Annotated in this window: 20 protein-coding genes; 15 read left to right on the top strand and 5 right to left on the bottom strand. The window is 68.6% G+C overall.

Annotated features, from left to right (window positions below):
• The first annotated feature begins 171 nt into the window (after positions 1-171).
• The 5 genes from KHO18_RS12550 (at position 172) to KHO18_RS12530 (ending at position 5,336) form a co-directional block, all read left to right on the top strand.
• Positions 172-1,167, top strand: coding sequence for an aliphatic sulfonate ABC transporter substrate-binding protein (locus KHO18_RS12550; protein WP_144196900.1), 996 nt, complete (start codon positions 172-174; stop codon positions 1,165-1,167).
• A 153-nt stretch (positions 1,168-1,320) separates the two neighbouring features.
• Positions 1,321-2,421, top strand: a complete 1,101-nt coding sequence (gene pdhA, locus KHO18_RS12545) for a pyruvate dehydrogenase (acetyl-transferring) E1 component subunit alpha (protein ID WP_144196899.1) — start codon at positions 1,321-1,323, stop codon at positions 2,419-2,421.
• Positions 2,414-3,391, top strand: coding sequence for an alpha-ketoacid dehydrogenase subunit beta (locus KHO18_RS12540; RefSeq protein WP_144196898.1), 978 nt, complete (start codon positions 2,414-2,416; stop codon positions 3,389-3,391). The genes pdhA and KHO18_RS12540 overlap by 8 nt, the downstream gene beginning before the upstream one ends.
• Before the next feature lie 9 nt (positions 3,392-3,400).
• Positions 3,401-4,531, top strand: coding sequence for a dihydrolipoamide acetyltransferase family protein (locus KHO18_RS12535; protein WP_144196897.1), 1,131 nt, complete (start codon positions 3,401-3,403; stop codon positions 4,529-4,531).
• Between the two features lie 151 nt (positions 4,532-4,682).
• Positions 4,683-5,336 (top strand): peroxiredoxin, encoded by a 654-nt coding sequence (locus KHO18_RS12530; protein ID WP_144196896.1) that lies wholly within the window; start codon positions 4,683-4,685, stop codon positions 5,334-5,336.
• Positions 5,337-5,546: 210 nt separating this feature from the next.
• Here the strand turns inward: KHO18_RS12530 and KHO18_RS12525 are convergent, their stop codons facing one another.
• Positions 5,547-6,509 carry a chemotaxis protein gene (locus KHO18_RS12525; RefSeq protein ID WP_144196895.1) on the bottom strand — a complete coding sequence of 321 codons (963 nt, stop codon included), beginning with the start codon at positions 6,507-6,509 and terminating at the stop codon, positions 5,547-5,549.
• Positions 6,510-7,019: 510 nt separating this feature from the next.
• On the opposite strand from KHO18_RS12525, the gene KHO18_RS12520 reads away from it, so the two are divergent.
• On the top strand, positions 7,020-8,420 hold the full coding sequence (locus tag KHO18_RS12520) for an NCS2 family permease (RefSeq protein ID WP_144196894.1): 1,401 nt from the start codon (positions 7,020-7,022) through the stop codon (positions 8,418-8,420).
• A 399-nt stretch (positions 8,421-8,819) separates the two neighbouring features.
• Positions 8,820-9,137, top strand: a complete 318-nt coding sequence (locus tag KHO18_RS12515) for an H-NS histone family protein (RefSeq protein WP_144196893.1) — start codon at positions 8,820-8,822, stop codon at positions 9,135-9,137.
• A gap of 99 nt (positions 9,138-9,236) precedes the next feature.
• On the opposite strand, the gene KHO18_RS12510 is transcribed toward KHO18_RS12515, so the two are convergent.
• Entirely contained in the window at positions 9,237-9,845 is a 609-nt protein-coding gene (locus tag KHO18_RS12510) for a hypothetical protein (protein ID WP_244844748.1), read from the bottom strand.
• A gap of 196 nt (positions 9,846-10,041) precedes the next feature.
• Positions 10,042-10,977, bottom strand: a complete 936-nt coding sequence (locus KHO18_RS12505) for a LysR family transcriptional regulator (protein ID WP_144196892.1) — start codon at positions 10,975-10,977, stop codon at positions 10,042-10,044.
• Positions 10,978-11,163: 186 nt separating this feature from the next.
• Here KHO18_RS12505 and KHO18_RS12500 point away from each other — a divergent pair, with 186 nt between their 5' ends.
• The 8 genes from KHO18_RS12500 to ahbB all read left to right on the top strand — a co-directional run bounded on the left by KHO18_RS12500 (position 11,164) and on the right by ahbB (position 23,144).
• On the top strand, positions 11,164-12,354 hold the full coding sequence (locus KHO18_RS12500; protein WP_244844752.1) for an MFS transporter: 1,191 nt from the start codon (positions 11,164-11,166) through the stop codon (positions 12,352-12,354).
• A gap of 157 nt (positions 12,355-12,511) precedes the next feature.
• Entirely contained in the window at positions 12,512-13,810 is a 1,299-nt protein-coding gene (locus tag KHO18_RS12495) for an MFS transporter (protein ID WP_144196890.1), read from the top strand.
• A gap of 57 nt (positions 13,811-13,867) precedes the next feature.
• Entirely contained in the window at positions 13,868-15,250 is a 1,383-nt protein-coding gene (locus tag KHO18_RS12490; protein ID WP_144196889.1) for a NarK family nitrate/nitrite MFS transporter, read from the top strand.
• Between the two features lie 187 nt (positions 15,251-15,437).
• On the top strand, positions 15,438-19,166 hold the full coding sequence (locus KHO18_RS12485; RefSeq protein WP_211943292.1) for a nitrate reductase subunit alpha: 3,729 nt from the start codon (positions 15,438-15,440) through the stop codon (positions 19,164-19,166).
• Positions 19,163-20,716 carry a nitrate reductase subunit beta gene (gene narH / locus KHO18_RS12480; protein ID WP_211943291.1) on the top strand — a complete coding sequence of 518 codons (1,554 nt, stop codon included), beginning with the start codon at positions 19,163-19,165 and terminating at the stop codon, positions 20,714-20,716. The genes KHO18_RS12485 and narH overlap by 4 nt, the downstream gene beginning before the upstream one ends.
• A 23-nt stretch (positions 20,717-20,739) precedes the next feature.
• Complete coding sequence (gene narJ / locus KHO18_RS12475; RefSeq protein ID WP_144196886.1) at positions 20,740-21,399, top strand: nitrate reductase molybdenum cofactor assembly chaperone; 660 nt, start codon at positions 20,740-20,742, stop codon at positions 21,397-21,399.
• A gap of 35 nt (positions 21,400-21,434) precedes the next feature.
• Positions 21,435-22,118 carry a respiratory nitrate reductase subunit gamma gene (gene narI / locus KHO18_RS12470; RefSeq protein ID WP_144196885.1) on the top strand — a complete coding sequence of 228 codons (684 nt, stop codon included), beginning with the start codon at positions 21,435-21,437 and terminating at the stop codon, positions 22,116-22,118.
• Between the two features lie 90 nt (positions 22,119-22,208).
• Positions 22,209-23,144: a siroheme decarboxylase subunit beta gene (gene ahbB, locus KHO18_RS12465; RefSeq protein WP_211943290.1), complete on the top strand. Its 936-nt coding sequence runs from the start codon at positions 22,209-22,211 to the stop codon at positions 23,142-23,144.
• Between the two features lie 18 nt (positions 23,145-23,162).
• Here the strand turns inward: ahbB and ubiT are convergent, their stop codons facing one another.
• On the bottom strand, positions 23,163-23,615 hold the full coding sequence (gene ubiT / locus KHO18_RS12460; RefSeq protein ID WP_144196883.1) for a ubiquinone anaerobic biosynthesis accessory factor UbiT: 453 nt from the start codon (positions 23,613-23,615) through the stop codon (positions 23,163-23,165).
• Between the two features lie 17 nt (positions 23,616-23,632).
• Positions 23,633-24,547, bottom strand: coding sequence for a U32 family peptidase (locus KHO18_RS12455; protein WP_144196882.1), 915 nt, complete (start codon positions 24,545-24,547; stop codon positions 23,633-23,635).
• Positions 24,548-24,552: the final 5 nt, after the last annotated feature.

Below are 24,552 nucleotides of genomic sequence, written 5' to 3'. Positions count from 1 at the left end.
CACTGTAAAGAGCGGGCGATATCGGAACAACGAATCAAATCGCGCGCGGTTATGCGGTCGCCGCATATGGCGCCGATCCGCATAAGCAAAGGCGGGAAACTTCGTTCGCCGCGCGGGCGTTGGCGGCTAGGCTGGCGGGCTAGACACCCACCCGAACGAAGGAAATCCGCCATGTCGCACGAATCTGACGCCACCCGCGGCCCCACCCGCCGCCGCCTGGTCCTGGCCGGCCTGGGGAGCGCCGCGCTCCCGCTGCTGTCGCCCCTGTCGCACGCGGCCAATGTCGCCGAGGGCCCCGAAACGCTGCGCATCGGCTACCAGAAGTCCTCCACGCTGATGATCTGGCTCAAGTCGCGCGAGACACTGGAGAAAGCCCTCGCCCCGCTGAAGGTGAGCGTGCAGTGGCACGAGTTCACCTCGGGGCTGCCGCTGCTGGAATCGCTCAACGTCAACAACCTCGACCTCACTGCCGATGTGGCGGACGCGGTGCCGCCCTTCGCGCTGGCCGCCGGCGCGCAGCTGACCTACTACGCCATCGAGACGCCCTCGCCCACGGCGCAGGCCATCGTGGTGCGGCAGGACTCGCCGATCCGCACCGTCGCCCAGCTCAAGGGCCAGCGCGTGGCGTTTGCCAAGGGCGCGGGGGCGCACTACCTGCTGGTGGAGGCGCTCGCCGAAGCGGGGCTGTCCGTGCGCGATATCGAGCCGGCCTACCTGACACCCGCCGATGCCCGCGCGGCCTTCGAGCGCGGCAGCGTGGCGGCCTGGGTGATCTGGGACCCGTTCCTCGCAGCGGTGCAGCGCCAGGCCAATGCGCGCATCCTGCGTGATGGGACGAAGCTGGCCAGCTACCGGCGCTTCTATCTGGCCGCCACGCCGTACGCCAAGCGCCGGCCGGACGTGCTGGCCGTGGTGTATGACGCGCTGCGCCGCGCAGGCGACTGGATCAAGCGCAACCCGGGTCCGGCGGCGGCGTGGCATGCGCCGCTGATCGGGCTCGACCCGGCCACCGTGGAGGCCGCCAACCTGCGCCGTACCTACCAGGTGCAGGCCGTGGACGCCGCCTCGCTCGAGGAACAGCAGCGCATTGCCGACGCCTTCGCCGCGCAGTCCATCCTGCCGAGGAAAGTGACCGTAGCGGCCTCGCCGGTCTGGAAGCCAGTGTAAGGCCCCCGGTTTTCTCCCCCCGGCCGCCCCGTGCGGCAGCGCACGCCCGCTCCCCGCATCCGTGCCCTACACTCGAAGGCAGCAGCGTCCACAAGATGCTGCGCCGCACAGGGCACCGCGAACCTGACAGGGTTCCAACACGGGGACATCCACATGGACACTGTTGCGCGCTTCGAGATCGGCTTCACCCGCTACCTTTCCGCCCAGGGCACCGCCAGCCCAGACCTTCCCCCCTTCGCCCGCGACCCGGCCGCGCTGCTGCCGCTGTATCGCGCCATGGTGCTGACCCGCCAGTTCGATCTCAAGGCCATCGCCATGCAGCGCACGGGGCAGATCGGCACCTTTGCGTCCGCGCTTGGGCAGGAGGCCATTGGGGTCGGGGTGGCCTCCGCCATGCTGCCGGACGACGTGCTGGTGCCGTCCTACCGCGACCACGCCGCGCAGTTTGTGCGGGGCGTCACCATGACCGAGAGCCTGCTGTACTGGGGCGGCGACGAGCGCGGCAGCGGCTTTGCGGCGGCGCCGCATGACTTTGGCAACTGCGTGCCGATCGGCACCCAGGTGGGCCACGGCGCCGGCGTGGCCTATGCGTTCCAGCTGCGTGGGCAGCCCCGCGTGGCGGTGACCATCGTCGGGGACGGCGGCACCTCCAAGGGCGATTTCTACGAAGGCATGAACATGGCCGGCGCCTGGCACGTGCCGCTGGTCATCGTCGTCAACAACAACCAGTGGGCAATCTCGATGCCGCGCAGCAAGCAGACCGCCGCGCAGACGCTTGCCCAGAAGGCCATTGCCGCCGGCATTCCCGGCGAGCAGGTCGATGGCAACGACGTGATCGCAGTGCGGCACCGCGTGGGCGAGGCGATCGCGCGCGCCCGGGCCGGCGGCGGCCCCACGCTGATCGAGGCAGTGACCTACCGGCTGGGCGATCACACCACGGCCGACGATGCCTCGCGCTACCGCGACGACGCGGCGGTCAAGGCCGCCTGGGCGCAGGAGCCCATCGCGCGGCTGCGCGACTATCTCGCCGCGCAGGGCGCCTGGGACGCGGGCCGGGAGGAGGCGCTGATCCGCGAATGCCAGCAGGCCGTGGCCGCCGCCGTGGACGCCTACCTGGCCCTGCCGCCGCCAGACACCGGCGCGATGTTCGACTGCCTCTACGCCACCCTGCCCGCCGCGCTGGAAGCCCAGCGCGACATGGCGCGCCAATACGAGGTGGGTCAAGCCAACCAGCCAGGAGCCCACCATGGCTGAACTGCATCTGGTGGAAGCGGTGAACCTGGCGCTGGCCCACGCGCTGGCGCACGACCCGGACGTGGTGCTGCTAGGCGAGGACATCGGCGTCAACGGCGGCGTGTTCCGTGCCACGGTGGGCCTGCAAGCCCGCTTTGGCGAGGCGCGCGTGATCGACACCCCGCTGGCCGAAGGCGGCATCGTCGGCGCGGCCATCGGCATGGCGGCGATGGGGCTCAAGCCAGTGGCCGAGATCCAGTTCGCGGGCTTCATCTACCCGGCCATCGACAACATCCTCAACCACGCCGGCCACATGCGCCACCGCACGCGCGGCCGGCTGGGCTGTCCGATGGTGGTGCGCGCGCCCAGCGGGGCCGGCATCCACGCGCCCGAGCATCACTCCGAGAGCCCGGAGGCGATGTTCGCGCACATGCCCGGCATCCGCGTGGTCATGCCGTCTTCACCCGCGCGCGCCTACGGGCTGTTGCTGGCGGCCATCCGCGACCCGGACCCGGTGATCTTTTTGGAGCCGACGCGGCTCTACCGGCTGTTCCGGCAGGAAGTGCCCGACGATGGCGAGGCGCTGCCGCTCGACGCCTGCTTCACGCTGCGCGACGGCGCCGACCTTACGCTGGTGAGCTGGGGCGCGATGCTGCAGGAGACGCTGGCCGCCGCCGACCAACTGGCCGACGAAGGCATCAGTGCCGCCGTGATCGACGTGGCGACGCTGAAGCCGCTCGACATGGACACCATCCTCGAATCCGTGGCGCGGAGCGGCCGCTGCGTGATCGTGCACGAGGCGCCGCGCACGGCGGGGCTCGGCGCGGAGATTGCGGCCAATCTGGCCGATGCCGGTCTCTATTCGCTCAGCGCGCCGGTGCAGCGCGTGACCGGCTACGACACCGTGGTGCCGCTGGCCCGGCTGGAGCACAGCTACCTGCCCTCCGTGGCGCGGATTGTCGATGCCGCGCGGCGCGCGCTGGCGGCCTAGGAGACGTTCATGCGGACCTTCAAGCTGCCCGATCTGGGCGAGGGATTGCAGGAAGCGGAGATCGTGGCGTGGCACGTCAAGCCCGGGGACAGCGTGGCGGCGGACGAGCCACTGCTGTCCGTGGAGACCGCCAAGGCCATCGTCGAGATTCCGTCGCCGTTCAGCGGCCAGGTGGCCAGGCTGTTCGCGCAGCCGGGCGATATCGTCCATCTTGGCGCACCGCTGGTGGGCTTCGAGGGCGCCGGCAGCGCCCAGGACGATGCCGGCACCGTGGTGGGCGCGGTCAAGGTCGGCACGCAGGTGCTGGCGGAGGCGGCAGCCCCGGTGGCGCCGCTCGGGCCGGGTGGCGCGCACGGCATCAAGGCCACGCCGGCGGTGCGGGCGCTGGCGCGCAAGCTGTCGGTAGACCTCGCCATGGTCACGCCCTCCGGCCATGACGGCCTGATCACGGCCACGGACGTGCAGCGCGTGGCCACCACGCTGGCCGATCTCGGCCCGGCCGAAGTGGTGCGCGGCGTGCGCCGGGCGATGGCCCAGAACATGGCCCGGGCGCAGAGCGAGGTGGCGGCGGCCACGGTCATGGACGATGCCGACCTGCACGCCTGGCAGCAGGATGCGGGGCCGGGCAACGACATCACGATCCGCCTCGTGCGGGCGCTGGTGGCCGGCGTGCATGCCGAGCCGGGGCTCAACGCGTGGTACGAGGGCCAGAGCGGCCGGCGCCATGTGCTGGAGCGGATCGACGTGGGCATCGCCGCGGACCTGCCCGAGGGCCTGTTCGTGCCGGTGCTGCGCAACGTTGGCAAGCGCGACGCCGCCGACCTGCGCGCCGGGCTGGACCGCATGCGCGCGGACATCGTCGCGCGCACCATCGCCCCGGAGGAGATGCGCGGCAACACCATCACGCTATCCAACTTCGGCATGATCGCGGGGCGCTACGCGGCGCCCATCATCGTGCCGCCCACGGTTGCCATCCTCGGCGCCGGGCGTATACGTGACGAAGTGGTGGCGGCCGGCGGCCAGCCCGCCGTGCATCGCGTGATGCCGCTGTCCCTGACCTTCGACCACCGCGTGGTCACGGGCGGCGAGGCGGCGCGCTTCCTGCGCGCGGTGATCGCGGACCTGGAACGGCCGGCGTAGCCCCAGCCGTTCCTCCGCCCACCCTGAATGTGACGCGCGAACGACACGCAGCGGGGGAGTTTTTTCACTGCGCAATTCCTATACTGGAGTTCCCCGGCGACGCCGGCAGCCCAATCATCCACCTGGCCCTGACAGAGACAAGGAGTGCGACATGGCAATTCGACTAGGCGAGGAAGCGCCCGACTTCACCGCCGATACCACCGAAGGCAAGATTCGCTTTCACGAATGGATGGGTGACAGCTGGGCGATCCTGTTCTCGCATCCGAAGGACTTCACCCCGGTCTGCACGACCGAGCTGGGCTACATGGCCAAGCTCAAGCCGGAGTTCGACAAGCGCAATACCAAGATCATCGGCCTGTCCATCGACCCCGTGGACGACCACCAGCGCTGGGCCAAGGACATCGAGGAGACCCAGGGCAGCGCGGTCAACTATCCGATGATCGGCGACGCGGACCTGCACGTGGCCAAGCTGTACGACATGATTCACCCCGAGGCCAGCGGCGGCAAGCGCACCGCCGTGGACAACGCCACGATCCGCTCGGTGTTCATGATCGGCCCGGACAAGAAGGTCAAGGCCATGCTGGTCTATCCGATGAGCGCGGGCCGCAACTTCGACGAGGTGCTGCGCCTGCTGGACTCGCTCCAGCTCAACGCAAAGCACACCGTGGCCACGCCCGTCAACTGGAAACCGGGCGAGGACGTGATCATCCCGACCTCGGTCTCGGACGACGATGCGAAGAAGAAATATCCACAGGGCTTCAAGACGCTGAAGCCGTACCTGCGTACGGTGGCGCAGCCGAAGTAAACATCGGGAAGCCCAGGGAAGCGGGGTCGGCGGGGGGGCCAAATGCGAACGGGAGCTATCCACAGTTCCAGTGGATAATCTCCCACCCCGCGACCCGCAAACCCGCGCCAGCATTGGAAAGAGCTGGACTGCCCGATTTTTATGCAACTGGTTTCGGACAGGGATGCTGTGCTCCCCTCTCCCGTCTGCGGGCGAGGGGAAAAGATGCGTTTACGGATGGCGCGCCATCACGCCACGGATGGTGTCCGCAAGATCCTTCGCCAGGAATTTCGACACATAGGCATCGGCGCCAACCTTGCGCACGTGCTCCTCGCTGGCCTCGCCGGAGAGCGAGGAGTGGATGACCACGGGCAGGGACTTGAGCCGCGCGTCGCCCTTGATCTTGCGCGTGAGCGTGAAGCCGTCCATCTCGGGCATTTCCAGGTCGGTCAGCACCAGCGCGATCTCGTCGCGGATGGTCTTGCCCTGGGTGGCGGCGAGGTCGGCGATGCTGCCCAGCATCTCCCACGCCTCCTGGCCCGTCTTGGTCATCACCACCTGCACGCCCATCGCCTTCAGGCCGTTCTCGATCAGGCCGCGCGCCAGCGCCGAGTCATCGGCGGCCAGCACCTTGGTGCCGGGGCGCAGGTTCAGCGCCGGGCCCACGGTGGCCGGGTCCACGTCCGGCTGGCGGGTGGGCAGCACATCGCGCAGGATCTGCTCCACATCGAGCACCTGCACCAGGCGCGGGTTCTCGCCGCCGGCATCGAGCTTGGCGATGCTGGTCACCAGCCCGCCCTTGACGCTGGTCTCGGCCGAGATCACCTGGCTCCAGTCCAGGCGCACGATTTCTTCCACGGCTTCCACGGCAAAGCCCTGCGTGGAGCGCGCGTACTCGGTCACCAGCATGATGTTCAGGCCGGATTTCGGCTGGCACTCCAGCAGGCGCGGCAGGTCGATCACGGGAATCACCTGGCCACGGATGTCGGCCATGCCGAGGATGGACGGCTCGGCGCCCACCACGGTGGTCACGGAGGGCATCACCAGGATTTCGCGGACCTTGAACACGTTGATGCCGAACAGTTCGGATTGCCCGCTGTTCGCCGCGTCGCCAAGTCGGAACAACAGCAGTTCGAACTGATTGTTGTTGGTCAGGTTCGTGCGCTCGTCAATGTCTCTCATCGCGCTGGTCATCGTGCTTGCTCCGCTGCTGGCTGGGGTGGCCGGGGTGACTTATGGGTAAATGGACAGGTGTTGCCAAAGGTCTATCGGCGCCGCCGCCGGGACCTTTAGCGATCCGGCCAGCTTTCCCGCGGCAGGCCCCGGCCATGTGACCGGAACCTACCTTGCGGGGCCGGTCGCATGGCCGGAAACCCCGTCCGGCCGCCCACCGAGGGAAATCCCTGAGCCTCCGGAAGCACCGCAAACCCGTGGATATTCGGCGCCCCGCATGTTCCGCATCGCGCCCCGATGATGAAAGCGGCGCAGCCCTCCCCTACCGTTGAGCCTCGCCGGATCCTGCCCGCCAGAGGCAGCCGACCGGCCACCGGCCCCCCCGGGCCGGACACCGAGGAAAGAGACGCCCGCACCCCGCGCACCGATGCCACCGGGACCTCCGCCCTCGCACCCAGAACCACGTGAGACAAGCTGACGCCGGACCCGTACGCGGACCGGCGCGGCGCCCCTGCAAGGAGGCAGACCATCATGATCGAACAGCCGTATCCGTCCGTCACGGACGTGGATGACGCAGCGCACGCGCAGGGCACGCGCACCGGCAGCGCGGGAAAAATCGACGAGTACTTCCAGATCAGCGCGCGCGGCAGCACGCAGCGCCGCGAGGTGGTGGCCGGTACCACCACTTTCATGGCGATGGTCTATGCCGTGTTCGTGGTGCCGGGCATGCTCGGCAAGGCCGGCTTCGACACCAGCGCGGTGTTCGTGGCCGTGTGCCTGACCACGGCGTTCGGCTCGCTGCTGATGGGGCTCTGGGCCCGGCTGCCCATCGCCATTGGCTGCGCCATCTCGCTCACCGCCTTCATGGCCTTCGGCCTGGTACTCGGGCAGAAGCTCTCGCCCGAGGTGGCGCTCGGCGCCGTGTTCCTGATGGGCGTGGTCTTCACGGCGATCTCGGTCACCGGCGTGCGATCCTGGATCTTGCGCAACCTGCCGGCCGGCGTGGCCCATGGCGCGGGAATCGGTATCGGACTTTTCCTATTGCTGATTGCCTCGAACGAGGTCGGCCTGGTGGTCAAGAACCCCGGCGCCGGCCTGCCCGTGCAACTGGGCCACATCACCGCCTTCCCGGTGGTGATGTCGGTGCTCGGGCTGGCGGCGATCTTCGGCCTGGAGCGCCGCCGCGTGCCGGGCGGCATCCTGCTGGTGATCATCGCCATCTCGGCGCTGGGCCTGGCCTTCGACCCGGCCGTGAAGTACACCGGCGTGTTCGCCCTGCCGAGCCTCTCGGCCCCCGGCCATGCCTCGCTGATCGGTGCCATGGACATCCGGGGCGCGCTGTCCGCCGCCGTGCTGCCCAGCGTGCTGGCGCTGGTGATGACCGCCGTGTTCGACGCCACCGGCACCATCCGCGCCGTGGCCGGGCAGGCCAACCAGCTCGACGCCACCGGCCGCATCCATAACGGCGGCCGGGCCCTGACCGCCGACTCGGTCAGCTCGATCTTCTCGGCGATGTTCGGCGGCGCCCCGGCGGCGGCCTATATCGAGTCCACCGTGGGCGTGGCCGCCGGCGCGCGCACCGGGCTCGCGGCGGTCACCGTCGGCGTGCTGTTCCTGGCCGTGATGTTCTTCTCGCCACTGGCCGGGCTGGTGCCGTCGTACGCCACGGCACCCGCGCTGATGTACGTGGGCCTGCTGATGCTGTCGAGCGTGAGCCGCCTGCATATGGACGATCTGGTCGACGCCATGGCCGGTCTGGTTTGCGCGGTCTTTATCGTGCTGACCTGCAATATCGTCACCGGCATCATGCTCGGTTTCTGCACGCTGGTGATTGGCCGACTCGTCTCCGGTGAATGGCGCAAGCTCAATATCGGCACGGTGGCCATTGCCGTGGCGCTGGCCGCCTTCTATGCCGGAGGCTGGGCAATCTAAGAAATGTCCGACCCCCGTCGGCCAACGATGTGTGCGGTACCACCCTGGGTAACCAGTGGAATTCGCAACCCCCGGAGTCTTTCCCTCCGGGGGTTTTTTTCTGCCAAGTCGCCAAAAATATCAGTGCCGCCAATCCTGCGCGGCGCCTGTCACGCGCGGCAATTCTCGTTCCGCGATTTCGACATTGCTAGGGATTCTCCGAAATGCGCCGGCATTGAAATCAGTCAAATACGAAAATGCACACTTGCGTAGTCCGATTCAGATCCCACATCTGGAACAAACGTTTTTTATTAGGAAAATCCGTTTATCTTTTGTAATATTTTTGGGACGACTTGAACGACAAATCGCAAGCAATGTCCTGTAACATGCCGCGAACAACAATCTGAACGGGGATCCAAAATGCCGACTTACAAGCAACTGCTGGCTGAAAAAGAAGCACTGGAAGCCAAACTCAGCGAAGTACGCGCCAATGAAGTCTCGGGCGTGGTAGCGCAGATTCGCCAATTGATGGCCGATTACGACCTCACGGTCGACGATATTGCGCCGAAGCGCCGTCGTGGTCGTCCCGCTGGCAGCGGTGCCGGCGCGGCACGCAAGACTGCGGCGCTGCCCCCGAAATACCTGGACCCGAAAACCGGCAAGACCTGGTCTGGCCGTGGCCGTGCCCCGGCATGGCTGGGCAAGCGCCCCGAGCGCTTCCTGATCGAACAGGCCTGAGTTCGAACAGGCCTGAGTTCGAACAGGCCTGAGTTCGAACAGGCCTGAGTCCGATCAGGCTGAGTCCGGCCCACCGTCTCACCCGATAAGCACTCGCGCTTATTGCCCTGCGCGCGCCGGCTCAACGCCCGGCGCGTCGCAAACCAACTCCTTTCGCAACGCCCGGAAACCCTGCTGGCTGGCTTCCTGCACCAGATTGGCCCCGCCATCGGGCCGCGGCAGCAGGCGCAGCACGCGCGCCGCGCATTGGCTCGCCGCTTCATCGCGCGTATAGCGGATTTCATATTGCGCGCCCGACTGCGGAATGAATGACACCCCGGCCGCGCAGCGCACGGCGTCGGCAGGCGGCGCCGCCATTGACGTCACCGCGACAAACACCCGTTTGCCGACTGCCACCTTGCGCTCGCGCGTCTGCGCAGGCGGCTCGGGGGAGCCCCCGGCCATGCCCAGCCCCCGGTCGCGCCCCATCGCGGCGAGTTGCTTGCCCATGCCCGCCAGTACCAGCGGCCGGGCCGGGGTCGGACACCTGGCCGGGTCCACCACGCTGAAGGTGGTGTTCTCGTCGGTGTTGGTCAGCAGCCGCACGCTGGCATAGGGCGCGTCCGAGGGCACGCGGTACTGCGCCACGCAGCCGGACAGGCCGGCGCCGGCCATGAGCACGAGGAAAATCGGGAAAACCCTTGCCGCAACAAGCCGGATCTTGCGCATAGGAAGCACGAAGCTGACAGTTGACCGAGGATGGTGGCACAGCATAGCCGTAGGCGACCATCTTTGGGCGTTGCCTGGGCCACGTTGAGGATATCCACAGATTCTGTGGATATCCTGTGGCGTCGCGCCCCCGGGGCCGCGTCTGTGCGTTACCCCACCGGACTGCTCAAAATTTAAGCAGTTTGTCTCGTGACCATCACCCGGCGGGCGTGCCATCGACCCAGCCGGCTCCCCCGGGCGGGGCTTCGCCCCACTGTTCGGCGAGGAAATCCACAAAGGCCCGCACGCGCGGCGGCACCAGCCGGCGCTGCGGCATCACCGCGTAGATGCCGCTGTCCGCCAGAGGGTAGTCGGGCAGCACCGGCACCAGCCGGCCGGCCCGCAGGTCCGCGCTGACATGCCAGACCGAATGCATGGCGATGCCAAACCCGGCGAGCGCCGCATCGGCCAGCAACTCCCCCGTATTGGCCTCCACCCGGCCCTGCACGCGCACGGCCACCTCGCCGCCGGCCCCATCGCCCAGCCGCCAGACATCGGACCGCCCCTGGCTGCCCACCAGGATCAGGCATTGATGATGGGCGAGGTCCTGCGGCGTCTGCGGCCAGCCATGCTGCGCGAGGTAGTCGGGCGAGGCGCACAGCAGGCGCTGGTTGTCCGCCAGCTTGCGCGCCACCAGCGTGGAATCTGCCAGCGCGCCAATGCGGATGGCGAGGTCGAAGCCGCTGCTGACCAGATCGAGCACATGGTCGGTCAGGCTGATGCTGAGGCGCACGCCGGGATGGGCGCGCAGGAACGCCGGCAGCAGCGGCGACAGATATTGCCGCCCGAACGAGGCCGAGGTGGTGACGCGCAGCACCCCGGTCACGCCGGCACCCGCCTGCCGCAGCGAGCCGGAGAGCGCCTCCAGGTCCTCCACCAGCACGCGGCCCTGCTCAGCCAGCACCGCGCCCTCCGGGGTGGCGTGCAGCCGCCGGGTCGTGCGATGCAAGAGGCGCACGCCAAGGTCGCGCTCCAGCCGTTGCAGCCGCTGGCTGGCCACGGCCACCGAGAGGTCGAGGCTGCGCGCCGCCGCGCTGATCGAGCCGAGATCCAGCACGCGCAGAAACAAGCCGATGTCACCAATCCGGTCCATGATCCCATCCGATTCTCAAGAATTTCTTGAAACTGATTCTGGATCTTGCCCGTTTTTCAGAAGCTGCGAAAGGCCGACACTGGCGCCTTCCGAAATCCGTCCCCACTGTCCCCACTCCCCACCATGGCCGCGCCCCTCCCTTCCTCCCCTTCCACCCCCACCCCCGCCCCCGGCCCGTCCTCGCGGATGCCCGTGGCGCTGTATGCCTTGACCGCCGGCTCGTTCGGCATCGGATGTGCCGAATTCGTCATCATGGGACTGCTGCTCCAGGTCTCGGCGGACCTTGGCGTGACGATTGCCGCCGCCGGCATGCTCGTCTCCGGCTACGCGCTCGGCGTGTTCGCCGGGGCGCCGATCCTCACCCTGCTCACCCGCCGCATGCCGCGCAAGGCTGTGCTGCTGGTACTGATGGCGATCTACACCATCGGCAATGCCGCCTGCGCGCTGGCGCCCGACTACACCACGCTGATGATTGCGCGCGTGGTGACCTCGCTCACCCACGGTACCTTCTTCGGCGTAGGCGCCGTGGTGGCCACCGGCCTGGTGCCCGCCAACCGCCGCGCCTCGGCCATCTCGGTGATGTTCTCCGGCCTCACGCTGGCCACGCTGCTCGGCATGCCCGCCGGCGCCTGGCTCGGCCTGCATTTCGGCTGGCGCAGCACGTTCTGGGCGATGACCGTCGTCGGCCTGGCTTCGCTGGCAGTGATCGCCCTGCTGGTGCAGCGCAGCCGCGACGACACCGCGCCGGCCCGCCTCGCTGACGAACTGCGCACCATCGCCCGCCCGCAGGTGCTGCTCGGCCTGCTGATGACGGTGCTGCAATCGGTCGGCATCTTCGCGGTGATTACTTACGTGCAGCCGCTGCTGACCCGGGTCTCGGGCTATGGCGAGGCGGCGGTATCGCCGATCCTGCTGCTGTTTGGCGGCGGCATGATCATCGGCAATATCCTCGGCGGACGCATGGCGGACCGGCGTCCCACGGGCGCGCTGCTCGGGTCGCTGGCGGCGCTGACGGTGGTGCTGGCGGCAATGACGCTGGCGCTCCACCAGCCGGTGGCCGTGGTGGCGTTCGTCGGCGTGCTGGGCGTGGCCGCGTTCACCACGGTCTCCCCGCTGCAACTGCGCGTGCTGCGCCACGCCCACGGCGCGGGGCAGAACCTGGCGTCGAGCTTCAATATCGCCGCGTTCAACCTCGGCAACGGCATTGGCGCGTGGCTCGGCGGCGTGGTGGTCGACCATGGCCCGGGCCTGACTGCGCTGCCGTGGATCGCGGCGCTGGCGCCGCTGGCCGCGCTGGGCATCGCGCTGCTGGCCGTGCGGGCCGAGCGGCGCGGCGATGACGGGCAATCCGCCGGGCTCGCGCCGGAAGCCTATTGATCCGCCCGCCCGGTCTTGCCTGACGGTCCGCGCCCAACCGGACTAGTTCCTTCGACAGGGGCCACCCGCCCCGCCCGCTCCCCGGCCGGCGAATAGGCATGGCAGGCAGCCGTGCCTACGCTGGGGGCCATCCCTTGTTGTCCATTAGGACCTCTCGATGGCCTCCCCCACCTCCCCCACCTCCTCCAACTCTCCCCCCTCCTCCGCCGTCCTGCACAACGCGCCGGCGATCTCCCTCCGCGCCAACGGCGTGCTGGCCTCCAGCACGTTCGCGTTCACCATCTGCTTCGCCGTCTGGATGGTGTTCGCCGTGCTCGGCATTCCGCTCAAACAGCAGCTTGGCCTGAACGACACCGAATTCGGCCTCCTGGCCGCCATGCCGGTGCTGAGCGGCTCGCTGATCCGCGTGCCGCTGGGCATCTGGACCGACCGCTACGGCGGCCGCATCGTCTTCTTCCTGCTGATGCTGGCCACCGTGGTGCCGATCTGGCTGCTCGCCTACGCCACCACCCTCTGGCAACTGCTGGCGCTCGGGCTGCTGCTCGGGCTGGCCGGCGGCTCGTTCTCGGTGGGCACGCCCTACGTGGCGCGCTGGTTTCCGCGCCATCGGCAGGGGCTGGCAATGGGCATCTTCGGCGCCGGCAACTCCGGGGCCGCGCTGACCAAGTTCGTCGCCCCGGCGCTGATCGCCGCCGCCGGCACCTGGACCATCGTGCCGAAGGTCTACGCGGTGGCGATGCTGGCCACGGCCCTGCTGTTCTGGATGTTCTCGGCGACCAACCCGGCGCACCGCGTGGCTGCCAGCAGCGCCGGCTGGCGCGCCCAGCTGGCCATGCTGCGCGACCCACGGGTCTGGCGCTACTCGCAGTACTACTCGGTGGTGTTCGGCGGCTACGTGGGGCTGGCGCTGTGGATGACGCGCTACTACATCGGCGAATACGGCTTCGACATCCGCGTCGCCGCCTTCCTGGCCGCGTGCTTCTCCCTGCCTGGCGGCGTGCTGCGCGCCATTGGCGGCTGGATTTCAGACCGCTACGGCGCCCATCGCACTACCTGGTGGGTGATGTGGGTGAGCTGGGTGGGCTTCTTCCTGCTCAGCTACCCGCAGACCGACCTCGTGATCCAGACCGCCAACGGCCCGCTGGCGTTCCACCTTGGGCTGTCGCCCACGCTGTTCACGGTGCTGCTGTTCGCGGTGGGCATCGCCTTCGCCATCGGCAAGGCGTCGGTATTCAAGTTCATCGCCAATGACTTCCCGCAGAACATCGGCGCCGTCTCCGGCGTGGTGGGGCTGGCCGGCGGGCTCGGCGGCTTCATCCTGCCGATCCTGTTTGGCGCGCTGGCCGACCTGACCGGCGTGCGCAGCAGCTGCTTCATGCTGATGTACGGCACCGTCTGCGTGAGCCTGGTGTGGATGCACTACAGCCATCGCGGCGCCACGCCGGCCGTAGCCTGACCCCGTGGTCTGACCTTTCCCACTTCCCACCTTCCCCCCTTCGAACGAGACAACGCCATGAGCACCTCCGTACTGACCCGCTGGGAACCTGAAGACCCGGCGTTCTGGAAATACCAGGGCGCGCGCATCGCCTACCGCAACCTCTACATCTCCATTCCCGCGCTGATGCTGGCCTTCGTGGTCTGGATGCTCTGGAGCGTTGTGGCCGTAAACCTGGACCGCGCCGGCTTCCACTTCACCGGCAACCAGCTGTTCTGGCTGACCGCCCTGCCGGCGCTGTCCGGCGCCACGCTGCGCATTTTCTACTCGTTCCTCGTGCCGATCTTCGGCGGGCGGCGCTTCACCGCCATCTCCACCGCGCTGTTGCTGATTCCGGCGCTCGGCATGGGCTTTGCGCTGCGCGACCCCTCCACCAGCTACCCGACGCTGCTGGTGCTGGCCCTGCTGTGCGGGCTGGGCGGCGCCAACTTCAGTTCGTCGATGGCGAACATCAGCTTCTTCTTCCCGAAGGCACGCAAGGGGCTGGCCACGGGCCTGAACGCCGGCATCGGCAACCTCGGCGTCTCGGTGGTGCAGTTCGTGACGCCGGTGGTGGTCTCGGTGGCCGTCTTCGGCGCGCTGGGCGGGGCCGGGCAGGAATACGCGGCCAACGGCGCCACGCAGCAGCTCTGGCTCCAGAACGCGGGCTTCATCTGGGTGCCGTTCATCGTCGTATCGGCGCTGGCGGCGTGGTTCGGCATGCATGACATTGCCGACGCGCGCGCCTCGTTTGCGGAGCAGGCGGTGATCTTCCGGCGCCGCCACAACTGGCTGATGTGCTGGCTCTACGTGGGCACCTTCGGCTCGTTCATCGGCTTCTCGGCCGGCCTGGCGCTGCTGACCAAGTCGCAGTTCCCGAACGTGAACCCCACGGCCTACGCCTTCCTGGGCCCGCTGGTTGGCGCGCTGACGCGCCCGGTGGGCGGCTGGCTGTCAGACAAGCTCGGCGGCGCGCGGGTCACGCTGTGGAGCTTCCTCGGCATGATCGGCGGCGTGGTGGCCGTGCTGGCGGCGCTGCCGCACAACGGCACGGGCGGCAGCTTCAGCGGCTTCCTTGGCGCGTTCATCGTGCTGTTCGCGCTCACCGGCATCGGCAACGGCTCCACGTTCCGCATGATCCCGGTGATCTTCCTGACCGAACGCCTGCGCGCCGCCGGCCCGGGCGCGCCCGCCCAGCGCGTGGCCGTGCAGGACGCCGCCCGGGAATCCGCCGCCGTGCTCGGCTTCTCCGGCGCCATCGGGGCCTACGGCGGCTTCTTCATCCCCAAGAGCTTCGGCACCGCGCTGGAGATGACCGGCGCGCCGGACGCCGCGCTCCACCTGTTCATCTTGTTCTATATCAGCTGCGCCGCGATTACCTGGTGGTGCTACGCGCGCCGCAACGCGGCCATGCCCTGCTGATTTCCGCCTGATCCTCCGCCTCCCCCGGTTTCACCCGCGCGTCAACCCCGCCCGTCGGCATAGTTCTTCCGGACGATGCCGGCGGGTCCCGCCTAGGCCGATTGCCGTCACTCCCCCTGCTCCACCAGCGAATGGCTTGCGCGGCACGCGCTCCGTAAGCTGCAAGTGTCCCTGCTGGAGCCAAACCATGAGTCATTTCCTCGATCGACTGAAGTTCCTGTCGCGCGTCACGTCCACCTATGCCGACGGCCACGGCGCCGTGGTCAACGAAGACCGCAAGTGGGAGAACGGCTACCGCACCCGCTGGCAGCACGACAAGGTGGTGCGGTCCACCCACGGCGTCAACTGCACGGGCTCCTGCTCGTGGAAGGTCTACGTCAAGAACGGCCTGATTACCTGGGAAACCCAGCAGACCGACTACCCGCGCACGCGCCCGGACCTGCCCAACCATGAGCCGCGCGGCTGCCCGCGCGGCGCCTCGTACAGCTGGTACGTCTATTCCGCCCAGCGCGTGAAGTACCCGATGATCCGCGGCCGGCTGATGGAAATGTGGCGCGAAGCCCGCCAGACCATGGACCCGATCGCCGCCTGGGCCTGGATCAGCCAGGACCCCGAACGCGCCGCCCGCTACAAGAGCGTCCGCGGGCTGGGCGGCTTCGTCCGGGCCGACTGGGCCACGGCCACCGAGATCATCGCCGCCGCCAACGCCTTCACGGTCAAGCAGTACGGCCCGGACCGCGTGATCGGCTTTTCGCCCATCCCGGCCATGTCGATGGTGTCCTACGCGGCCGGCGCGCGCTACCTGAGCCTGCTCGGCGGCGCCTGCCTGTCCTTCTACGACTGGTACTGCGACCTCCCGCCGGCCAGCCCGCAGACCTGGGGCGAGCAGACCGACGTGCCCGAGTCCGCCGACTGGTACAACGCCACCTACCTGATGGTCTGGGGCTCCAACGTGCCGCAGACACGCACGCCAGACGCCCACTTCTACACCGAGGTGCGCTACAAGGGCACCAAGACCGTGGCGGTCTCGTCCGACTACGGCGAGATGGTCAAGTTCGGCGACATCTGGCTCGCCCCCAAGCAGGGCACCGATGCCGCGCTGGCCATGGCCATGGGCCACGTCGTGCTCAAGGAATTCCACGTGGGCGGCAAATCCGCCTACTTCCGCGACTACCTGAGGCAGTACACCGACATGCCGATGCTGGTGCGGCTGCGCGAGCAGGATGGCACGCTGGTGCCCGACCACTTCCTGCGCGCCTCCCACCTGGACGGCAACCTCGGGCAATCCCGGCATGCGGAGTGGAAGACGCTGTTGATCGACCATGCCAGCGGGGAGGTGACTGCCCCGAACGGCTCGATCGGCTTCCGCTGGACGCCCGGTGACGACACGGCCGGCCGCTGGAACCTGGAGCTGCGCGACAGCCAGGACGGCCGCGCTATCGATCCGCGCCTGTCGCTGCTCGGCCATGAAGACGTTGTGGTGGAGGTCGGCTTCCCCTACTTCGGCGGCGAGCACGACGCGCTGCTGCGCCGCCGCGTGCCGGTGCGCCGCCTGACGCTGGCCGATGGCAGCACGACGCTGGTCGCCACGGTCTACGACCTGCAACTGGCCAACTATGGCGTAGACCAGGGCCTGGGCGGGCCGAACGTGGCGGCTTCGTTCGATGACGACGTGCCCTACACCCCGGCCTGGCAGGAGAAGCACACCACGGTGCCGGCCCGGCTGGTGACGCAGGTGGCGCGCGAATTCGCCGAGAACGCCCACCGCACGCAGGGCAAGAGCATGGTCATCGTGGGCGCCGCGCTGAACCACTGGTACCACAACGACATGATCTACCGCGGCATCATCAACCTGTTGATGATGTGCGGCTGCATTGGCAAGAGCGGCGGCGGCTGGGCGCACTACGTGGGGCAGGAGAAGCTGCGGCCCCAGTTCGGCTGGGCGCCGCTGGCCTTCGGGCTGGACTGGTCGCGCCCGCCGCGCCAGATGAACGGCACCTCGTTCTTCTACAACCACACCAGCCAGTGGCGCCACGAGAAGCTGGCCGTGGACGAGATCCTCGCGCCCACGGCGGACAAGGCGCGCTACGCCGGCCTGTCGCTGCTGGACCTCAACGCCAAGTCGGAGCGCATGGGCTGGCTGCCGTCCGCGCCGCAACTGGGCGCCAATCCGCTCGATGTGGTGGACGCCGCCGAGCGCGCCGGGCAGGACCCGGTGGCCTATACCGTCGACCAGCTCAAGTCCGGCGCCCTGCAATTCGCCTGCGACGACCCCGACAACCCCGCAAACTTCCCGCGCAATATGTTCGTGTGGCGCTCCAACATCCTGGGGAGTTCCGGCAAGGGCCACGAATACTTCCTCAAGTACCTGCTCGGCACGCAGAACGCCGTCTTCAGCGACGAGCGCGACGCCATCCGCCCGAGCGAGGTCAACGTGCGCCCGGCCGCCGAGGGCAAGCTGGACCTGCTGACGGTGCTCGACTTCCGCATGAGCACGACCTGCCTCTACGGCGACATCGTGCTCCCCACGGCCACCTGGTACGAGAAAGACGACCTGAACACGTCGGACATGCACCCGTTCATCCACCCGCTCTCCGAAGCCGTGCAGCCGCTGTGGGAGAGCAAGACCGACTGGGAGATCTACAAGGCCATCGCCGCGAAGTTCAGCGAGATTGGCGGCCCCTACCTGGGCACGCGCAAGGACCTGGTCTGCACCCCGCTGCTGCACGACACGCCGGGCGAGCTGGGCCAGCCCTTCGAGCCGCGCGACTGGAAGCGCGGCGAGTGCGATTTGATCCCCGGCAAGACCGCGCCGTCGATGACCGTGGTGGAGCGCAACTACGCGGACCTCTATAAGAAGTTCACCTCCGTGGGCCCGCTGCTGGACAAGCTCGGGAACGGCGGCAAGGGCATCGGCTGGGATACCAGGCACGAGGTGGCCGAACTGGGTCACCTGACCCAGACCGTGACCACGCCCGGCGTCAGCTACGGCCGGCCTCGGCTGGAGACCGCCATCGACGCCGCCGAGATGATCCTGACCTTGGCGCCGGAGACCAACGGCCACGTGGCCGTGAAGGCGTGGGAAGCGCTATCCAAGATCACCGGCCGCCCGCACGCCCACCTGGCGCTGGGCCGCGAGCACGACAAGATCCGCTTCCGGGACGTACAGGCCCAGCCGCGCAAGATCATCTCGGCGCCGACGTGGTCCGGGCTGGAGTCCGAGGAAGTCAGCTACAACGCCGGCTACACCAATGTCCACGAGCTGATTCCCTGGCGCACGCTGACCGGGCGCCAGCAGTTCTACCAGGACCACCGCTGGATGCTCGACTTTGGCGAGGGCGCCTGCGTCTACAAGCCGGCCATCGACACCCGCACGGTGGCGCCGATGCTGGGCCGGAAGCCCAACGGCAACCCGGAGCTGGTGCTGAACTGGATCACCCCGCACCAGAAGTGGGGCATCCACTCCACCTACTCGGACAACCTGCGCATGCTCACGCTCTCGCGCGGCGGCCCGCACGTGTGGATCTCGGAGGCCGAGGCCAGTGCCAACGGCATCCGGGACAACGACTGGGTGGAAGTTTTCAACGTGAACGGCACGCTGACCGCCCGGGTGGTGGTGTCCCAGCGCGTGCCGCAAGGCATGTGCCTGATGTATCACGCGCAGGAAAAGATCGTGAACGTGCCCGGCGCCGAGATGAGCGGCATGCGCGGCGGCATCCACAACTCGGTCACGCGGGCGGTCACCAAGCCGACCCACATGATCGGCGGCTACGCGCAACTGGCCTACGGCTTCAACTACTACGGCACGGTCGGCAGCAATCGCGATGAATTCGTGATCCTGCGCAAGATGAACAAGGTGGACTGGATGGATACCCCCCTGCCCCAGTCCGCGCAAGAAGAAGGAGCCCCGCGATGAAGATCCGCGCCCAGGTGGCCATGGTGCTGAACCTCGACAAGTGCATCGGCTGCCATACCTGCTCAGTGACCTGCAAGAACGTCTGGACCAGCCGCGACGGCGTGGAGTACGCCTGGTTCAACAACGTCGAGACCAAGCCTGGCATCGGCTACCCCAAGGAATGGGAGAACCAGCGCAAGTGGAACGGCGGCTGGCAGCGCCAGCCCGACGGCTCGCTCACGCCGCGCCAGGGCGGCCGCGCCCGCATCCTCTCGAACCTGTTCGCCAACCCGAACCTGCCGCAGATCGACGACTACTACGAGCCGTTCACCTACGACTACGAGCACCTCCAGAAGGCGCCGCTGATGCCGACGCCGCCCACCGCCCGGCCGGTGTCCGTGCTGACGGGCAAGAAGATGGAGAAGATCGAATGGGGGCCGAACTGGGAGGATGACCTCGGCGGCGAGTTCGCCTCGCGCAGCCGTGACCAGCTGTTCGAGAACGTGCAGAAGGAGATGTACTCGACCTTCGAGAACACCTTCATGATGTACCTGCCCCGCCTGTGCGAGCACTGCCTGAACCCGGCCTGCGTGGCGTCTTGCCCGAGCGGCTCGGTCTACAAGCGCGAGGACGACGGCATCGTGCTGGTCGACCAGGACAAATGCCGTGGCTGGCGCATGTGCATCTCCGGTTGTCCGTACAAGAAGATCTACTTCAACTGGCAGAGCGGCAAGGCGGAGAAGTGCACGTTCTGCTTCCCGCGCATCGAGGGCGGCCAGCCGACGGTCTGCTCCGAGACCTGCGTCGGGCGCATCCGCTACCTCGGCGTGATGCTGTACGACGCGGACCGCATCGCCAGCGCCGCCGGCGTGGAGGACGAGCGCGACCTGTACCAGGCGCAGCTCGACGTCTTCCTCGACCCGAACGACCCCACCGTGCAGGCCGAGGCGCTGCGGCAGGGCATTCCGCAGGGCTGGCTCGACGCCGCGCGCAAGTCGCCGGTCTACCGCATGGCCTGCGAGTGGAAGATCGCCTTCCCGCTGCATCCCGAGTACCGGACGCTGCCGATGGTCTGGTACGTGCCGCCGCTCTCGCCGATCCAGTCGGCGGCGGAAGGCGGTTTCATGGGCATGAACGGGATGATCCCGGACGTGCAGAGCCTGCGCATTCCGCTCAAGTACCTCGCCAACCTGCTGACCGCCGGCGACGTGGCGCCCGTGCTGACCGCCTTGCAGCGCATGCTGGCCATGCGGGCGTTCAAGCGCTCGGAAGTGGTAGATGGCGAGGCAGACCTCGCCGTGCTGCGGCAGGTGGGGCTGACCCCGGCGCAGGTCGAGGACATGTATCGCCTGCTGGCCATCGCCAATTACGAGGATCGATTTGTGATTCCATCGTCACACAAGGAACGGGTCGAGGACAGCTTCAACGAGAAAGGCAGCTGCGGCTTCACGTTCGGCAACGGCTGCTCGGGCGGCACGTCCGAGGGCTCGCTGTTCGGCAGGAAGCCCGAGGGCAGCGTGGTGTTCGCGGACATGCCCAAGTCGCGCAAGAAGCCGACCGAAACCTGCTGATACCTGCTGACATTGGAGCCATCATGACCTTGTACCCCGTGCTCAGCGCCCTGCTGGGCTACCCCGAAGCGCCGCTGCAGGCGGCCATGCCCGAGATCGAACAGGCGCTCGACGCCTGGCCGGCCGCCCGCGCGGTGCTGGCCCCGCTGACCGGCCCGCTGCGCGACAGCCCGCTAATCGCGCTGCAGGAGCAGTACGTGGCCACCTTCGACCGCAATCCCGCGCATTCGCTGCACCTGTTCGAGCACGTTCATGGCGAGTCCCGCGACCGGGGCCAGGCCATGGTCGATCTGATCGACGAATACCGGCGCGCCGGCTTCGAGCCGGTGGCGAACGAGCTGCCGGACTACGTGCCGCTGTTCCTGGAGTTCCTCGGCGCGCTGGCCGATGACGGGCAGGCGGCGCGCGCCGGGCAGTTGCTGGGCGAGGCCATCCACGTGCTGGCGGCCATCGGCGACCGGCTGGCGCGCCACGACAGCCCGTACGCCGCCGTGTTCACGGTGCTGCGCTCGCTCACGCCCGTGCAGCCCGAGGCCCGCACCGATCCGCCCGTGCGGGACATGGACGAAGCGCTGGAACGGTTCGGCCCCGGCGCGGATGGCGTGGAGCCGCTGCTGGCGGCCGCCATGCCGGCTGAACAAGTGGTGCGCTTCCACGACCGGCGCGCGCCCTCCCCCCAATGACCTCCATGACCTCCATGACGACGCAGGCGACCACCATGTCATTCGCCCACCAGTTCCTCTTCGGCATCTACCCGTATATCGCCGCCGCGCTGTTCCTGTTCGGCAGCCTGGCGCGCTTCGAGCGCGAGCAGTACGGCTGGAAGGCCGACAGCTCCCAGCTGCTCTATCGCGGCAACCTGCGGCTGGGCAGCATCCTGTTCCACATTGGCATCCTCGGGCTGTTCTTCGGCCATCTGGCGGGCCTGCTCACGCCCGTGGCGGTGTGGGACGCGCTCGGCGTCTCCCACACCCTCAAGCAGGCCGTGGCGATGGGCGCCGGCGGGGTCATGGGCACGATCTGCCTGATCGGCCTGCTGATCCTGCTGCACCGGCGCTTCACCAACGCCCGGGTTGCCGCCGTCACGCGTACTGGCGACAAGGTGCTGCTGCTCTGGCTGCTGGCGACGCTGCTGGCCGGGCTCTCGACCATCTACGTGTCCGCCGGCCACATGGACGGCCACATGATGGTGCAGCTGATGACCTGGGCCCAGCACATCGTCACGCTGCGCGCTGACGCGCCCGACTTCATCGCCGATGCCCCGCTGCTGTTCCGCGTGCATCTGTTCCTGGGCATCTCGCTGTTCGCGATCTTCCCGTTCACGCGGCTGGTGCATGTCTGGAGCGGCTTCGCCTCGGTCACCTACCTGGGGCGGGCCTGGCAGCTTGTGCGGGGGCGCTGATCCGCGCGCTTGATGGGCGTCAACGGGGCGGCCGGGCATCCGGCTCATCATGGCGGGCACGCAATCCTGCCCGCCGCCCCGGATATCGCCATGATCGACGAGACTGCACTCTATCAACGCCTTCGGCAAGATTTCCCGCTGGAGCCACGGCCCTACCGGTGCCTGGCCCGGGCGCTCGGCCTGTCCGAGCATGGCTTGCTGTCGCTGCTGGCGCGCGACGTCGGCAGCGGCCGCATCAGCCATATCGGCGCCCGCTTCGCGCCAAACACCATCGGTGCCACCACGCTGGCGGCGCTGTCCGTGCCGCCAGGGCGGCTGGAGAGCGTGGCGCGGCGCCTCAATGCCGACCCGTCCATTGGTCATCATTACTGCCGGACCGGCCACCGCTACAACCTCTGGTTCGTGGCCGGTGCGCGCAATGTCGGCAGCCTGGCGGCGGCACTCGACGGCATCGGGGAGGACGTCCGCCAGACGCCCCTGGCGCTGCCACTGGAATGTGAGTACCACGTCGATGCCGGGGTGCCGCTACGGCCCCTGATGACCGATGCCGACTGGCGGCTGGTGGCCGCGCTGGAAGACGGCCTGCCACTGACACCCGAGCCTTACCGCGCCATGGCGCGCGGCACGGGCATCGGGCAGCACGAACTCTGGCGCCGGCTGGCACATTGGCGCGATGCCGGTGTGATCCGCCGCTTCGGCGCCATTCTCCAGCCCGGTCAGCTCGGCTACGTGCACAACGCGATGTGCGTATGGAATGCGCCCGACGAGCGTGTGGATGCCCTGGGCAAGCGGCTCGCCCGCCTGCCCGCCGTGGCGCTCTGCTACCGGCGCGCTCGCCGGGGTGCAGCATGGCCCTTCAACCTGTTCGCGGTGGTGCGGGCGCGCAGCCCGGCCGACCTTCAGGCGACGCTCGACGGCTTCGCGGCCATGCCCGCGCTCGCCAAACTCCCCGGCGCCGTACTCCGCGCCCGTTGCTGCTTCAAGCCGCGCGGCGTGCGCTACGGCGATCTGGCGTCCGAGGCCTGACGGGCACGCCCGCCCCGTTCAAGCGGCGCGGACTTCCGGAAACAGCACCGCCAGCCGCGCCACGAAGGGCTCCACCCAGGCCGGCCGCGGCGTGGCATCGAGCCAGTACTTGACCTCCAGCCCAAGGGCGGTGTCACCGCAAATCGAGAGCCGGCGCTGGAAGAACAGCGTGTCGGTATCGGCATGGCCGGCGAGCAGTTGCAGGTAGTCGGCGGCGCGGGCGCGTAGTGTCAGCGCCGGGGCTGATCCGGGATCGAACGGCCCCATCCGGAACGCGCCCCCCACACAGCGCAAACGCAGGTCCAGCCCGAGGTCTTCCACGCCCAGCAGGAAGGCATGGCCGTCCAGCGCGGCCGGCGGCTGGAGCCAGCCGGCGCGGCGCGCGGACTCCAGCGCCATCACGAACGGCAGGGCCTGCGCGGGCGCGGGCAGGCGGCGGTGGATGCGGGCAATCAGGGAGGAGAAAGTCATCGATGGTTCCGTGGCAGTCATGCGGGCGCGCCGGCTATCCAGGCGATGCCGGGCTGGCCGGTCCAGTAGCCGTTGCTCGCCGGGGCGCCGGCGGGCACGATGCCGCTGGGCGCGGCGCCGGTACGGCCATGGCGCACGGCGTCGAGCAGCGACACCACGTCCAGCGTGCCGGCGGCGTGCGGGCTGACGCGGACCAGATCCACGCCCATCGCCTGGATCTCCGGCAGGTGTGCGCAGAGGTCCAGGCAGCTTGCGGACTGGGTCTGGATGCCGTTCAGCGCGAAGAACGGCTGCCCTTCGCCCGTGCGGGCGACCAGCCCGTCCGGGTAGTCCAGGCAACGGAACTCGCAGGCGTCCTTGCGCAGCCGGTGGTGCCGGGCTGTGAAGCAACGCGCGGAGATCGCCAGCGGCATGCGGCCCCAGACCATCGCCTCGATCTGCATGCCGGCGGGGCGCGCCGCCGCCAGCGCCGCCAGCGCCGTGTGGTCCATCTCGACCGGCGCCACGGCCCCGCGCGCGCCCAGCGTAGCCAGCCAGGCCGCCGTATCGGCGTGATAGACGTTCAGATGCGGTCCGGCGACGAACGGCCGCCCGTGCCGCGCGCGCACCGCGCCGAGATCATTGGCCTCCACGAGGAATTCGTCCTGCTCGCAGACGCGGCGCATGGCCGCGATGTCGCTGTCGGACTCGACCAGCACCGGGGTGGACAGCACCACCTCCTTGCCGGCATCGCGCAGCATCCGCGCCACGTCCAGCCAGTCAGCAGGACGCAGTTCGTGGCGGCGCGTGCAGACTGCCTCGCCAAGATAGATGCGGTCCACGGGAGCGTCCGCGACGTCGGCATAGAAACGCAGCACGTCCGCGCGGGGCCAGTAGTAGAGCAGCGGGCCGAGCGCGATGGCGATTGGATAGGGGGAAGAGGAAGTGATCATGGTGG

The organism is Cupriavidus campinensis (assembly GCF_905397395.1).
Taxonomy (GTDB): Bacteria; Pseudomonadota; Gammaproteobacteria; order Burkholderiales; family Burkholderiaceae; genus Cupriavidus; species Cupriavidus campinensis.
This window is presented reverse-complemented; position numbering and strand designations above follow the sequence as displayed.